The organism is Salinicola lusitanus (assembly GCF_038648475.1).
Taxonomy (GTDB): domain Bacteria; phylum Pseudomonadota; class Gammaproteobacteria; order Pseudomonadales; family Halomonadaceae; genus Salinicola; species Salinicola lusitanus.
Genome location: NZ_CP151919.1, coordinates 4,504,699 through 4,518,664, shown reverse-complemented (window position 1 = coordinate 4,518,664; position 13,966 = coordinate 4,504,699). Strand labels below are relative to the sequence as shown.

The following is a 13,966-nucleotide window of genomic DNA, read 5'->3' as shown; positions in this document are numbered from 1 at the left end:
CGGCGAGGAACGGCGCGGGCGCCGCTGGCCTCGCCAGGCAGGTCAGCGGCGGTTCTTTCTCGCCTCGCGGGTGCGGCTCAACTGGCGCTCGCGGGCCTTTTCCCGGTCGCTGGCGCCAGCCTGGTTGTCGTAGGGGTTGTTGCCCGAACGGAACTCGAATCGGATTGGCGTACCTCGGACTTTCAACACCTTGCGGAAGGTGTTGGTGAGGTAGCGTCGGTAGGCTTCCGGCAACGACGAGGTCTGGTTGCCGTGGACGACGATGATCGGCGGGTTGCTGCCCCCCTGGTGGGCCATGCGCAGCTTGATCCGGCGGCCATTGATCATCGGCGGCTGATGCTCGCTGACGGCATCCTGCAGGATCGAGGTCAGCCGGTTGGTCGACCAGTGGCTGTTGGCGCTGTCGAAGGCCTTGTCGACCGACTTGTAGAGGTCGCCGACGCCGGTGCCGTGCAGGGCCGAGATGAAGTGCAGCTCGGCGTAGTCGGCAAACCCGAGCCGGCGCTTGATGTCCGAGCGCATCTTGTCGCGGGCTTCCCCTTCCAGGCCATCCCACTTGTTGACCGCCAGCACCAGCGCGCGCCCACTGCTGAGCACGTAGTCGAGCAGGTGCATGTCCTGCTCCACCAGGCCGGTGCGGGCGTCCAGCACCATGATCGCGACGTGGCACTCCTTGATCGCCTCGAGCGTCTTGATGATCGAGAACTTCTCGGCGATCAGGCTGACATTCTTGCGCCGCCGCACACCCGCGGTATCGACCAGCACGTAAGGCTTGCCGCGCCGCTCGAAAGGCACTTCGATGGCGTCGCGGGTGGTGCCGGCCTCGTCGAACACGACCACGCGCTCCTCGCCCAGCATGCGGTTGACCAGCGTCGACTTGCCGACGTTGGGGCGACCGATGACGCCGATGTGAATGCCGGGATGATAGCCGGCCGGGCCGGCGTTGGGGTCGCGCTCGGGGAACGGCTCCAGCACCTCGTCGATCAGCGTGGTGACGTTGCGTCCGTGGGAGGCGGCGATCGGTCGCGGATCGCCCAGGCCGAGCGCCCAGAAATCGGCCATCGCGGTCTGCTCTTCGAGGCCATCGGTCTTGTTCACCACCAGCCAGGTCTTCTTCTGGTTGACGCGCAGGTGGTTGGCGATCGCCTGGTCGGCCGGCATCAGCCCGGCACGCCCGTCGACCATGAACAGCACGATATCGGCCTCGTCGATGGCGGTCAGCGACTGCTCCGCCATGGCCGCGTCGATACCCTGCTCGTCACCGCTGATGCCGCCGGTGTCGATCACGGTGTAGGTCTTGTCGCCGAGCTGGCCGCTGCCGTACTTGCGGTCGCGGGTCAGGCCGGGGAAATCGGCCACCAGCGCGTCGCGGGTACGTGTCAGGCGATTGAAAAGCGTCGACTTGCCGACGTTGGGTCGGCCAACCAGGGCGATAACGGGGTTCATGGCGATTCGCAAAAAGGCGGTGACAAGGTGGACGGCCGGCGGGAGGGGCTGCGAGGAAGCCCGGTACGACCGCTTGATAGCCGGTCATTCTAGCACGCGAACAGCGGGAAGTCCGAGCCGGGCGGTTCCATTCTTCCCAACGCAATCGGCCCCGCTCAGGCGGGGCCGATTGGCAGAGCGCGGTGCCGGTCAGTTCTGATCGGAGAGCGTCTTCAGGTCGTACGCAACCAGGGTGCCATCGTTGCCAAGGGCATAGAGACGACGGTCGCCGGTCAGCAGGGGCAGCGACAGGCCGTCGCCACCCAAGTGGATGCGTCCGCTCATCTCGCCGGTCGACGCGTCGATGAGATGGATGTAGCCCTGGTAGTCGCCCACCGCAATGTTGCCGTCGACGAACGAGGGGGCGGTCAGCGAGCGGCCTTCCAGGGTATCGGAATCCCACATTACACGGCCGGTGTCGGCGTCGATCGCGATCACGTGGCTGGCCGCGTTGACCGTGAACAGGTAGTTGCCGACCACCAATGGTGTCAGGTAGCTGGACTCCTCGTGTTCCCACAGCACCTTGCCGGAGGTGGCTTCCAGCGCCAGCAGGCGGCCGTTGTAGCTGGTCACGAACAGCCGGCCATCCGGGGTCAGTACCGGCTGGCCGTCTAGGTCGACGAGCTGATCGACCTCGGTCCGTCCCTTGGGCACGGCGACGCGCATGTCCCACAGCGGCTGGCCGCTGCGGTTGTCCAGCGTCACCAGGCGGCCGTTGGCGAAGCCGGCGAAGGAGACCGGCTCGATGACCCGGGGCGCGCCGGTACCGCGCAGCGTCAGTGCCGGCTGGGAGCTGGAGTAGACCCATTTCTCGTTGCCGGTCAGGCGGTCGAGGGCGGTGACCGCACCGTCGACGCTCTGGGCCACTACCAGCTCGCTATTGACCTGGGGCGCGGCCAGCACCTCGCTGGAGACCCGCGATTTCCAGTCGATGCTGCCGTCTCGCCGATCCACCGCCAGCACCTCGCCATTGCGAGTGCCGAGGTAGAGACGCCCGCCGTCGGCGCCGATGCCGCTGGAGATGGGCGTTCCCAGCTTGACGTCCCATTGGGTATCGCCGCTGTCGGTATCGATCGCCCGCAGGTCGCCGGTTTCGTCGACGGCATACAGGGTTCCGTCATCGACGATCGGCGTGAGCGGATAGCGGGCGCGGCCGAGCCCTTCGCCGATGCCCTGATCCCAGCGCTCCTCGAGGCTGACCTTGGGCGTGAAGTCCTGAAGCTCCTTGGGCGGATATTGCGGTTCGACGCTACCGGCACAACCGGCCAGCAGCGTGGCGGTCAGGCCCAGGGGCAGAAGTAGGTGAGTCAGTTTCATCAGGTGGCGTCCTCCACACCGAGATCGTCTAGCTTGAGCTGAAGGCCGTAGATCGTCTGGTCAGCATCCTGGGCCAGGCTTTGCGCCTGTTGATAGGCCTTGCGCGCGTCGTCCGGGCGTTCCAGCGCGACGAAGGCGTCGCCGAGAACGTTCTGGCGCTGCGCCTCGAGTGCGCCGGGCACGGCGTCCTTCAGGGTCTCCAGCGCCGCTTCGGGGTTGTCGCTGGCGATCTGGAGACGGGCCAGGTCGATGCGCGCCAGGCCCTTCATGTAGGGGCGGTCACTGTCGGCGACGACATCGTCGAGCGCCTGGCGAGCGCGGTCGGTATCGTCGGCACCGATGGCGATCTTGGCTTCCAGCAGCCCGGCCAGGTCGGCGTAGAGGGTGCTGCCATGATCGCTTTGCAGGCCATCCGCCAGGGTGAAGGCCTGTGTCCGCGCGTTGTCGTCGAGCGTGTCGCTGCTGGCGATGGCGATCAGCTGCTGATAGGCGTTGGACGCCTCGGCGGACTGGCCTTCCTCATAGCGCTGCCAGGCATGCCAGCCAAAGACGCCGGCGGCGGCGACGGCAATCCCCACCAGCAGCGCGCTGCCGTTCGACTTCCACCACTGTTTGATCGCGTCCAGCTGCTCTTCTTCGGTCCTAAGCTCCGCCACGGGCGGTCTCCTTCTGCGTTCGTCGGCAGTCATGCGGCTGCCGGTACCCGTTCAGGCTTCAGGTGAACTGGCGGTCCAGCCAAGCAATGGCGTCGTCCAGTTCGAGTGTCTGCTGCTCGCCATCTTCGCGCAGCGGCTTGATTGTCAGGCAGCCCTTTTCGATCTCGTCTTCGCCGAGGATCAGCGCGACGCTGGCGCCGCTGCGATCGGCGCGACGAATCTGGCTCTTGAAGCTGCCGCCGCCGCAGTGTACCTGAAGTCGCAGCGCCGGCAGAGCATCGCGCAGGCGCTCGCCGAGTCCTATCGCGTTGCGCTCCGCCGAGTCGCCCATCGCCAATAGGTAGGCGTCGGCGCCACCGTGGGCCTCCGCCGGAATCAGGTCGAGCGTATCGAGCAGCAGCATGAGGCGCTCGAGGCCGATGGCGAAGCCGACACCCGGCGTCGGTTTGCCGCCGAGCTGCTCGACCAGGCCGTCGTAGCGCCCGCCGCCGCAGACGGTGCCCTGGCTGCCGAGGGCGGTGGTGGTCCACTCGAACACGGTGCGTGAATAGTAGTCGAGCCCGCGGACCAGCCGGGGGTTGATGCGATAGGCCACGCCGGCGGCATCGAGCGTCGATTTCAACTGCTCGAAATGCTGGCGGGAGGCGTCGTCCAGGTGGTCGAGCAACTGCGGTGCCCCGGCCAGCATCTCGGCCATGGCGGGATTCTTGGAGTCCAGAATTCGCAGCGGATTGGTCGTCAGCCGACGCTGGGAATCCTCATCGAGCACCTCGCGATGGGCCTCGAAATAGGCGACCAGAGAGTCGCGATAGGCGGCGCGGGCTTCCGGCGTGCCCAGCGAATTGAGCTCGAGCGTGACGTGTTCCGCCATGCCGAGCTGGCGCCAGAGGCGAGCGGAGAGCAGGATGATCTCGGCGTCGATATCGGGGCCAGCCATGCCGTAGGCCTCGATGCCGATCTGGTGGAACTGGCGGTAGCGACCCTTCTGCGGGCGCTCGTAGCGGAACATCGGACCCATGTACCAGAGCCGCTGGGTCTGGTTGTGGAGCAGGCCATGCTCCATCGCCGCCCGCACCACGGCGGCGGTATTTTCCGGGCGCAACGTTAGGCTTTCGCCATTGCGGTCGTCGAAGGTGTACATCTCCTTCTCGACCACGTCCGTCGCCTCGCCGATGGAGCGGGCGAACAGGGCGGTCTGCTCGACGATCGGGGTGCGGATCTCGCGGTAATCGTAGCGGTCCACCAGCGAGCGCAGCTGGCGCTCGAGATACTGCCACGCGGGCGACCGATCCGGCAGCAGATCGTTCATGCCGCGAATGGCCTGGATTTTGTTGCTCAACTGACACTCCTGCCTATAGCAAAACGCCACAGGCACCCGCCTGGGCGTTCGTCGGTTACTCTCTGATGATGGGCCGCGAGGCGTCAAGCCTCGCGCTCATGCGTGGGAGCTCGGGGACGCTGGATTCACGCCTCGCGGGCAATCAGGGCGTCAGCGCGGCTCTCTTTCTCTTTTGCCTTCTCGCGGATCAGCGCTTCGAGATCGTCGACGAGATGATCGTTACGCAGCTTGCTCGCCGGCTTGCCATCGATGTAGACCAGGTTGGCCGGGCTGCCGCCGGTGAGGCCGATGTCGGTCTCCTTGGCTTCGCCGGGGCCATTGACCACGCAGCCGATGACCGAGACGTTCAGCGGCGTCATGATGTCCTCGAGGCGCTCCTCCAGGGCATTCATGGTGGCGATGACGTCGAAATTCTGACGAGAACAGCTGGGGCAGGCGATGAAGTTGATGCCCTTGGCGCGCAGCTTGAGGCTCTTCAGCATGTCGAAGCCGACCTTGATCTCCTCCACCGGATCGGCGGCCAGCGAGACGCGGATGGTGTCGCCGATGCCATCCATCAGCAGCATGCCGAGGCCGATGGAGGACTTCACCGTGCCGGAGCGCAGACCGCCGGCCTCGGTGATGCCCAGATGCAGCGGCTGCTCGATCTGCTTGGCCAGCAGCCGGTAGGCGGCCACGGCCATGAACACGTCGCTGGCCTTGACGCTGACCTTGAAGTCGGGGAAATCGAGCCGGTCGAGATGATCGATGTGGCGCATGGCCGACTCGACCAGCGCCTCCGGGGTCGGTTCGCCATACTTCTTCTGCAGATCCTTCTCCAGCGAGCCGGCGTTGACGCCGATCCGGATCGGGATGCCGTGGTGGCGTGCCGCGTCGACCACCGCCCGCACCCGATCCTCGCGCCCGATATTGCCGGGGTTGATGCGCAGGCAGTCGACGCCGAGCTCGGCCACCCGCAGGGCGATCTTGTAATCGAAATGGATATCGGCCACCAGCGGAACGCTGACCTGGCGCTTGATCTTGCCGAAGGCTTCGGCGGCATCCATGTCCGGTACCGAGACACGCACGATGTCGGCGCCGGCCTGTTGAAGGCGCTGGATCTGCGCGACGGTGGCGGCGACGTCGTTGGTGTCGGTGTTGGTCATGCTCTGGACGGCGATCGGGGCGCCGCCTCCGACGGGGACGTCACCGACGTGGATCCGTCGGGAGGCGCGGCGGGTGATCGGAGATGGCATATTCATGGCGCTTCTCAGTCTCCCAGGGTAAAGCGAGCGACGTTGTTGCCGCCCGTGTATTGGCTCAGATCGACCGATTCACCGCGATATCGAAGCGTCACGCCGCTGGCGTTGCCGATGGTCAGCCGGAAGGGGGGATCTCCCTCCGCGCTCGCCTGGCTGCCGGCGGACTGCAGACCGCTGAAAATTCGGTCGTCGTTGGCATCATATATCTCGGTCCATGACTCTTGGTTGAAAGTCAGGGAGAGCGTGTTGGCGCTGGCCGCGGCTGGCGTTGTCTCGTCATTTGCCGGCGCCGTGGTGGACGCGACCAGATCGTTGGCCGTCGAGCCGACCTGCTGGGCCTGACGTTCGTCACCGCTCGGCGGCGTCGTCTCCGCCGAGGCGGAAACGCCGGTGCCATCGCCCGCACCGCTGTCCGTGGCGCCGACGCCGTCCGTCGAAGCGTCCGCCCCGGCTGTCGGCGTGTCCTGCTGCGTGGGCAGCGGCGGTAGTTGGGTATCGGTGTTGGGCGTCATCGCCGAACTGTCCGTCGCCGGCGCCTGGGCAGAAACGCCAGCGCCGTCATCGTTGAGACGGTCGACGGCGATCGGGCTGTCGTCGCTGCCGCCACCGAAGATATCGTTGCCCTCGCGGCTCTGCCACCACAGCAGTGTCAGAGAGATCAGGCCGATGATGACCAGCAGCGTGAACAGGCGGAAGATCCAGGCGCCAACCCGGGAGGGCGGGCGGGCGGTGTGCACTGGGGCCAGTTTTCGTTCCATGTCGCCGCGGCCGTGCTTGGCGTCGTAGGCCCCGACGACCCGAGTCTCGTCGAGCCCCAGCAAGCGCGCGTAGGCTCGCACGTAACCCCGGCGATAGGCAGCGATGGGCACCTGATCGAAGCGATCCTCCTCGAGACCCGCGACGACGATCGGCCTCAGATTCAGCTGCAGCGCGACGTCCTCGAGACTCAGTCCCTGGCGTTCGCGCTCGCCTTGGAGCATGTCACCCGCCGTTTCGGAAGCGTGGCCGGGTGCGTCGTGTTGCTTGGTCGATGATTCGTTCATTTCGCTCATTGGCGAAAATCCTTCTGATCTTTTCCCGAGCAGGGCTCGAGTACGGGGTCTGTTGGCCTCAGGCGCCGCTCAACTGCTGGCGGTAAAAGGCAGCACGTGCCGAATCCCCCTGGGCGCTGGCGATCTCGCTGGCCAGGCGCAGGCTGTCGGCGTTGGTGCCAGCCACGGTGAAATAACGCTGCAGGCGTTCCCAGGCACGTTCGTTGTTACCCTGCGTATGATCGATGCGAGCCAGAGCCAGCAGGCTACGTGCGTCGCGCGCATCGATATCTAGCGCGCGCTCGTAATACTGGCGAGCTGCAGTCGCATCGCCGCTGGCCATCTCGCACTGGCCCAGATTCGCAAAGAGCTGGGCTCGGTTGGTATAGGTGATATCGTCGCTGGCGACGCGCAGTTGCTCGCATGCCTTGGCGTACTCGCCGCGCTGATACAGCAGCGCGGCGTAGTTGTTACGGATGCGCGTGGCCTTGGGGGCGGCCCCCAGGGCCTGCTGAAAGAACCGATCCGCCAGATCGAGGTCGTTCTGGCGCTGGTAGAGTAGTGCCAGCCCCTCCAGCGCGCCGCTGTCCCGGGGATCCAGATTCAGCGCATGCTCAAGAGCCTGCTGCGCGCGCGGCATGTTGCCCTCGGCGAGATAGGCCTTGCCAAGTCTCGTGTAGGCCGCGGCCGCATCCTCCGGGCTATCCTGTCTGGGGCCGTTCGACGACACCGCCGTGGCGCAGCCGCCCAATAGACACACCAACCCCAGCGCGATACATAGCGGCCGTATCGAAAAGGGACGAGATTGGCGAGTCATTCACGGCTCTCCCACGTTTACGGGATGGCGACAATCCGAAGGTCGAATCCCGAGCAACTGATAACAAAGCGGTTTTGGGGCTCCCATCAAAGCGCCGGACCGGAGCGAAGTCAAGGTGACGCCCGTCCGACGCCAGGCCGATCGGAAGGCGCCCGGTCGTCTCCGGAGAGCTGGCCCTGCCGCTGAGCGCGACAATTCAGTCGGCGTCCAGCTGGATCGACTGGATGTAGCGCTCGTGGCGCTTGGTGCGATCCTTGACCTTGCCCACCAGCTGGCCGCACGCCGCATCGATGTCGTCGCCGCGGGTCGTGCGTACCATCGCGGTGTGGCCGAGCTCGTAGAGCCAGCTCTGGAAGCGCATGACCTGATTGCGCGATGGCTTCTCGTACCCCGAGTGGGGGAACGGGTTGAAAGGAATCAGGTTGATCTTGCACGGCAGTTCGTCGAGCAGTGCGACGAGCTCCTGCGCATGGACCTGCTGATCGTTGACGTCCTTGATCAGGGTGTACTCGATCGTGATGTGGCGCGCGTCGCCGCACTTGGCGAGATAGCGCTGACACGAGTCGAGCAGCTTGCGAATGTTGTACTTGCGATTGAGCGGTACCAGCTCGTTGCGCAGCTCGTCGTTGGCCGCGTGCAGCGAGATGGCGAGACTCACGTCGATGTCGTCGCCCAGCTTGTCGATCATCGGTACCACGCCGGAGGTGGAGAGCGTCACCCGGCGCTTGGAGAGACCGTAGGCGTTGTCGTCGAGCATCAGCTTCATCGACGGCACCACGTTGTCGTAATTGAGCAGCGGCTCGCCCATCCCCATCATCACCACGTTGGTGATGGCTCGTCGTCCATCCGGTGCGCTCATGCGGCCGCCGGCTCGCTGCTGAGCGACCCACACCTGGCCGATGATCTCGGCGCTGGTCAGGTTGCGCTGGAAGCCCTGCTTGCCGGTGGAGCAGAAGCTGCAGTCCAGCGAGCAGCCGACCTGCGACGACACGCAGAGCGTGCGGCGCGTGCCGCTATCGGCCGGAATCAGCACGGTTTCGACATAGCTGCCATCCTCGACCTCGAGCACCCACTTGCGGGTGCCGTCGCTGGAGGTCCCTTCGTAGACCACGCTCGGGCCACGGATCTCGGCGTGTTCCTCCAGTCGGGCACGCAACGGCTTGGAGAGGTTGGTCATCGACTCGAAGTCGTCGCAACCTTCCTGATGGATCCATTTCATGACCTGGGCGGCGCGAAACTTCTTCTCGCCCAGAGAGACGAAGAACGCCTCCATCTGCTCGCGAGAGAGCCCCAGGAGATTGGTGCGGGGGGTGGCGGTAGCAGCGCTCATAGCAACGGCATCGGCTCGAGAGTGGCGGGGTGTCCGGAGACAGGGGTGACCGACCGGCGGGAGAGGCCGGTCGGTCGACGAATCAGCTGCGCGGGCAGAGTTCGTTATCCTGGAAGAAATAGCTGATCTCGCGCGCGGCGGACTCCGGTGCATCGGAACCGTGCGCGGCGTTGGCATCGATGGACGATGCGAAATCGGCGCGGATGGTACCCGGTGCGGCTTCCTTCGGGTTGGTGGCGCCCATCAGCTCGCGGTTCTTGGCGATCGCGCCCTCGCCTTCGAGGACCTGGACCATCACCGGGCCGGAGGTCATGAAGCTGACTAGGTCGGCGAAGAAGCCCCGCTCCTTGTGCTCGGCGTAGAAGCCTTCGGCCTGCTCCTTGGAGAGATGCAGCATCTTGGCGCCAACGATCTGCAGCCCGGCTTTCTCGAACCGGCTGTAGATGTCGCCGATCACGTTCTTGGCAACGGCATCGGGCTTGATGATGGAAAGCGTACGCTCGGTGGCCATGACTTCGGTCTCCTGGCTGTGGTGAATCGATCGCGATCATCGCGAACGAAAAAAGGGGTGAAGATGCGAGACGACGCGCCTCCAACCGATCGTGTCGTTAGATGGCGCGCCGTCCGAAATCGTCGCTGGCCGGGGTGGCGGATGCCTGCGGGTACCGCGCGCCAGCCGAAAAATCGCGCCATTGTAGCGCAAGCCCGCGGGCTACGCATCCCGGCCGTCACCGCGCCGGGGCCACGGCGAGAGGGGGGGCGGGGGAGGTTAGACGTTGAAGCTTTCGCCACAGCCGCATTCGTCGGTCACATTGGGATTGTTGAAGCGGAAGAAGCGGTTGAGTCCTTCACTGACGTAGTCGACTTCGGTGCCGTCGAGGATCGCCAGCGCGTCCTTGTCCACCAGCACCTTGACGCCGCGCTCCTCGAACGCGACATCTCCGTCACGCAGGTCGTCGGCGATGTCGAGCACGTAACTGTAGCCGGAGCAGCCGCTCGGCTTGACTGCCACCCGCAGCCCCAGGCCGCTGCCACGCTCCTCGAGGACGTGACGGATCTGGGTGGCGGCGGATTCACTGATGGTGATGTTCTGCATGCTATCTCTCCTTGCCAAACGGGAGTGGCGCAGACGCCACTCCCCTAGCGATGATTCAGGGCGGCGGATTGCGACGGTTGACGCAGCCCGCTCAGGGCACGGCGTATGTCGGCCACGGCCGCATCGATCTCGTCGATGGTGGTGAACCGGCCAAAGCTGAAGCGGATCGAGGCGAGCGCCTGGACGTGGGGCACGCCGATCCCCTTGAGCACGTAGGAGGGCTCCACGCTGGCCGAGTTGCAGGCCGACCCGGTGGAGACCGCGAGTCCGCGCAGCGCCATCAGCAGCGATTCACCGTCGACCCCGTCGAAGGCGAGATTGACGATGTTGGGGACGGAGCGATCCAGCGGCGAGTGGTTGTGGATGCCGCCACAGTCGGCCAGCCCATCGAGGAACCGCCGACGCAGTGCACGGGCGTGCTCGCCGTCGGCATCGCCCTCGTCGCGTGCCAGCGCGAAGGCCTCACCCATGCCCACGATCTGATGCGTAGGCAGGGTGCCGGAGCGCATGCCACGCTCGTGACCGCCGCCGTGGATCAGCGCCTCGATGCGCAGATCCGGGTCGCGGCGCACGTAGAGGGCGCCGATGCCCTTGGGGCCGTATACCTTGTGCGCCGATAGCGACATCAGGTCGATCCCCATCGCGCCCACATCCAGCGACAGTCGCCCGGTGGCCTGGGCGGCATCGACATGAAAGCGCGCACCGAACTCGTGGGCAACGGCCGCCAGGCCGGTGAGATCGTTGACGCTGCCCAGTTCGTTGTTGACCGCCATCAGCGAGACCAGCACGGTGTCGTCGCGCATCGCCTCGCGCAGCTGCGCGGGCGTGACCCGGCCATCCGCTCCCGGGGTCAGCCAGGTGACCTCGAAGCCTTCCGCTTCCAGCGCGAGCGCAGTATCCACGATCGCCTTGTGTTCGATGATCGAGGTCACCATGTGGCGACCGCGGCCGCGGTTGGCCCGCATGAAACCGGTCAGCGCCAGATTGTCCGCCTCGGTGGCACCGGAGGTCCAGACGATCTCCCGCGGGTCCGCGGCGATCAGGTCGGCGACCTGGCGGCGGGCATTCTCCACCGCCTGTTCGGCCAGCCATCCGGGCATGTGGCTGCGCGACGCCGGGTTGGCGAAGACCCCGTCCAGCGTCAGATGACGCATCATCTGCTCGGCCACCCTCGGATCGGTAGGGGTGGTGGCGGCGTAATCGAGATAAATCGGAGCGCTCATGGCACGGAGGATCTCTGGCTATCGGTCGAAATGGAGTCGGATACGTTACGCCGAAGTGTAGTCGCTGGATAACCTGACTAGCGCGACGACACGGCAATCGTGGCGACGTCGTCGGCGAAAGCGCTCACCTCGGGTTCGGGGCGAGTGGCGCTGCGAGCCTGTTCCCGGCGTACCAGCTCCTGCAGGCTGATATCGCTCAGGAAACGCTGGATTTCGTCCGACAGGTCGCACCACAGATGATGCGTGATGCACTTGCTGCCCTGATGGCAATCCGCCTGGCCCTGGCAGCGAGTGGCGTCCACCGACTCGTTGACCGCATCGATCACACCCGCCACGGAAATCTCCGCCGGAGCACGACCCAGCAGGTAGCCGCCACCCGGACCGCGCACGCTGCTGACGAGCTTGGCCCGTCGCAGGCGGGCGAAAAGCTGCTCCAGATAGGAGAGCGAGATGTCCTGGCGCTTGGAGATATCCGCCAGACATACCGGCCCCTGATCGGCGTTGAGGGCCAGATCGAGCATGGCGGTCACGGCATAGCGGCCTTTGGTGGTCAAACGCATCGGCGGGTATCGGCTGTCGCTGCATCGGTGCCGGCATTATGGAAAAACCCAGTAAGACGGTCAACCATTCAGGTGAGGGTGGCCGAGCACCGCGCGGCCACCGGATCGATCTCGTGCGGCGGGATCAGGAGCGGTCGCGCAGGCGCTTGTCGATCGAACCGAGAATGCCGCGCAGGATGTTCATCTCCATCGAATCGAGATGGGCGCGCAGGAACAGCCGGCGCAGGCGTGCCATCAACTGGCGGGGGTTGTCCGGGTCGTGAAACTCGATTGCCGTCAGCGTGCGCTCGAGATGGACGAAGAAACGCTCGAGATCGGCGTGGGTCGCCGGCGGGTTGTCCCACGCGACGCCGAAGGGCTGATCCGTCTCGCTGGCCGGCGGCGCGGCGGCCTCTTCGGTGGCCTCTTCGGTGGCCAGATAGGCCTGGCGGCATTCGTAGGCGAGCACCTGTACGGCCGCGGCCAGGTTCAACGAGCTGAAATCGGGGTTGGTCGGGATGTGCACGTGCTGATGGCAGCGCTGCAGCTCGGCGTTGGTCAGCCCGGTATCCTCGCGACCGAACACCAGCGCGAGGCGGGCGCCATCGGGGGCCAGCGCTTGCGGCAGACTCTCCGCCAGGGCCCGTGGGCTGACCATCGGCCAGGGTAGATGGCGCGAGCGCGCACTGGCGCCGACCACCAGGGTGCAGTCGGCGACGGCGGCTTCGAGCGCGTCGAATTGTCGCGCGGCGTCGACCAGGGTATTGGCGCCGGAGGCTCGCGAGTACGCTTCCTGGTCCCAGGGATCGCAACGTGGGGTGACCAGGGCAAGGTCTTCGAGGCCCATGTTGCGCATGGCGCGTGCGGCGGCACCGATATTGCCGGGGTGGCTGGTACCAATGAGGACGATACGGATTCGGTCGAGCATAGGGAAGGCGGACATCAGGCAGTGTGGGCAACCGGGGAAAACGCGCAGTCTAGCATGACTGGAGAGGCACGCTTCTGCTAGACTGCGCGGCGTTCTTTAACAGCTTCCGACACCCCAAGGCCAGATCCATGCATCCGATGGTTCAATATGCGCTGCGTGCCGCTCGCAGCGCCGCTGAGCAATTCGTTCGTATCCGTGACCGTCTCGAGGTCAACCATGACGAGCAGGCGACCGTCAGTCTGCTCGAGGACACGGCACGCAATGCGGAGACGCTGATCGTGCATCAGCTCACCCGCGGTTATCCGCAGCACGGTATTTCCGGACGCTATACCCCGTATCGCGAGGGGAAGGGCGCCGACAAGGAGACCGTGTGGCACATCGAGCCGATCCACGGCGAGTCCAATCTCGGTGTGGCGAGTCGGCAGTTCGCGATTTCGATGGTGTGCCTGGTCAAGGGGCGTCCGGAACACGCGGTGATCGTATCGCCGTTCAGCGATGACGAGTTCCTGATCAGTCGCGGTCGCGGCGCCCAGGGCAACGGCAAGCGCCTGCGCGCTTCCAAGGCGGTTTCCGTCACCGGTGCCAGAGTTGCGATGGCCTGGCCGTCCCAGGAAGCCCGCTCGCACTGGTTGCCGCAATATCTCAACGTGGTCGAACGGCTCGGCCCGCAGCTCGATACCCTGACCGGCTCCGGCTGTGCCTTGCTCGACATGATCGAATTCGCCGCCGGCCGCGTCGATGCGGTATTCGTGCTCGGCCTCGAAGAGCAGGACCGCCTGGTCGGTTCGCTGCTGCTGAAGGAAGCCGGTGCCTTGACAGGCGCCATCGACGGCTCGCCCAGCGTCGAGGATGGCGGCAGCCTGATGGCCGCCGGCCCGCGCCTCTACAAGGCGCTGGCACAGCAGTTGAAAGCGGGCGTCTGAGACGTCGGGCGCCAGGCGCTGCTGAAACAGAGACACCCCGC

Annotated in this window: 14 protein-coding genes; 1 reads left to right on the top strand and 13 read right to left on the bottom strand. The window is 65.7% G+C overall.

Annotation, left to right across the window (positions count from 1 at the left end; translation table 11 throughout):
- Positions 1–42: 42 nt before the first annotated feature.
- From der to AAGT95_RS20305, 13 genes are all read right to left on the bottom strand, one after another.
- The gene (der, locus tag AAGT95_RS20365) at positions 43–1,446 is read right to left on the bottom strand and encodes a ribosome biogenesis GTPase Der (protein ID WP_110598480.1); all 1,404 of its coding nucleotides are present in this window, start codon (positions 1,444–1,446) and stop codon (positions 43–45) included.
- Positions 1,447–1,635: 189 nt separating this feature from the next.
- Positions 1,636–2,802 (bottom strand): outer membrane protein assembly factor BamB, encoded by a 1,167-nt coding sequence (gene bamB / locus AAGT95_RS20360; protein WP_342594959.1) that lies wholly within the window; start codon positions 2,800–2,802, stop codon positions 1,636–1,638.
- Positions 2,802–3,458, bottom strand: coding sequence for a YfgM family protein (locus AAGT95_RS20355; RefSeq protein WP_110598478.1), 657 nt, complete (start codon positions 3,456–3,458; stop codon positions 2,802–2,804). The genes bamB and AAGT95_RS20355 overlap by 1 nt, the downstream gene beginning before the upstream one ends.
- Positions 3,459–3,516: 58 nt before the next feature.
- On the bottom strand, positions 3,517–4,797 hold the full coding sequence (hisS, locus tag AAGT95_RS20350; RefSeq protein WP_342594958.1) for a histidine--tRNA ligase: 1,281 nt from the start codon (positions 4,795–4,797) through the stop codon (positions 3,517–3,519).
- 125 nt (positions 4,798–4,922) lie between these two features.
- Entirely contained in the window at positions 4,923–6,038 is a 1,116-nt protein-coding gene (gene ispG / locus AAGT95_RS20345) for a flavodoxin-dependent (E)-4-hydroxy-3-methylbut-2-enyl-diphosphate synthase (protein ID WP_342594957.1), read from the bottom strand.
- Between the two features lie 8 nt (positions 6,039–6,046).
- On the bottom strand, positions 6,047–7,090 hold the full coding sequence (locus AAGT95_RS20340; protein WP_342594956.1) for a RodZ domain-containing protein: 1,044 nt from the start codon (positions 7,088–7,090) through the stop codon (positions 6,047–6,049).
- A 58-nt stretch (positions 7,091–7,148) separates the two neighbouring features.
- Positions 7,149–7,886: a type IV pilus biogenesis/stability protein PilW gene (pilW, locus tag AAGT95_RS20335; protein WP_110598474.1), complete on the bottom strand. Its 738-nt coding sequence runs from the start codon at positions 7,884–7,886 to the stop codon at positions 7,149–7,151.
- 196 nt (positions 7,887–8,082) lie between these two features.
- On the bottom strand, positions 8,083–9,216 hold the full coding sequence (rlmN, locus tag AAGT95_RS20330) for a 23S rRNA (adenine(2503)-C(2))-methyltransferase RlmN (RefSeq protein WP_110598473.1): 1,134 nt from the start codon (positions 9,214–9,216) through the stop codon (positions 8,083–8,085).
- Positions 9,217–9,298: 82 nt separating this feature from the next.
- A complete protein-coding gene (gene ndk / locus AAGT95_RS20325; protein WP_110598472.1) occupies positions 9,299–9,727 on the bottom strand; it encodes a nucleoside-diphosphate kinase in 429 nt (142 codons plus the stop codon).
- A 258-nt stretch (positions 9,728–9,985) separates the two neighbouring features.
- Positions 9,986–10,312, bottom strand: a complete 327-nt coding sequence (locus AAGT95_RS20320) for a HesB/IscA family protein (protein WP_110598471.1) — start codon at positions 10,310–10,312, stop codon at positions 9,986–9,988.
- A gap of 44 nt (positions 10,313–10,356) precedes the next feature.
- The gene (locus tag AAGT95_RS20315) at positions 10,357–11,535 is read right to left on the bottom strand and encodes an aminotransferase class V-fold PLP-dependent enzyme (protein WP_110598470.1); all 1,179 of its coding nucleotides are present in this window, start codon (positions 11,533–11,535) and stop codon (positions 10,357–10,359) included.
- Between the two features lie 77 nt (positions 11,536–11,612).
- Entirely contained in the window at positions 11,613–12,095 is a 483-nt protein-coding gene (iscR, locus tag AAGT95_RS20310; RefSeq protein ID WP_110708346.1) for a Fe-S cluster assembly transcriptional regulator IscR, read from the bottom strand.
- Between the two features lie 124 nt (positions 12,096–12,219).
- Positions 12,220–13,002 (bottom strand): RNA methyltransferase, encoded by a 783-nt coding sequence (locus AAGT95_RS20305; RefSeq protein ID WP_342596556.1) that lies wholly within the window; start codon positions 13,000–13,002, stop codon positions 12,220–12,222.
- Between the two features lie 128 nt (positions 13,003–13,130).
- Between AAGT95_RS20305 and AAGT95_RS20300 the strand changes: the two genes are divergently transcribed.
- Positions 13,131–13,925: an inositol monophosphatase family protein gene (locus AAGT95_RS20300; protein ID WP_342594955.1), complete on the top strand. Its 795-nt coding sequence runs from the start codon at positions 13,131–13,133 to the stop codon at positions 13,923–13,925.
- Positions 13,926–13,966: the final 41 nt, after the last annotated feature.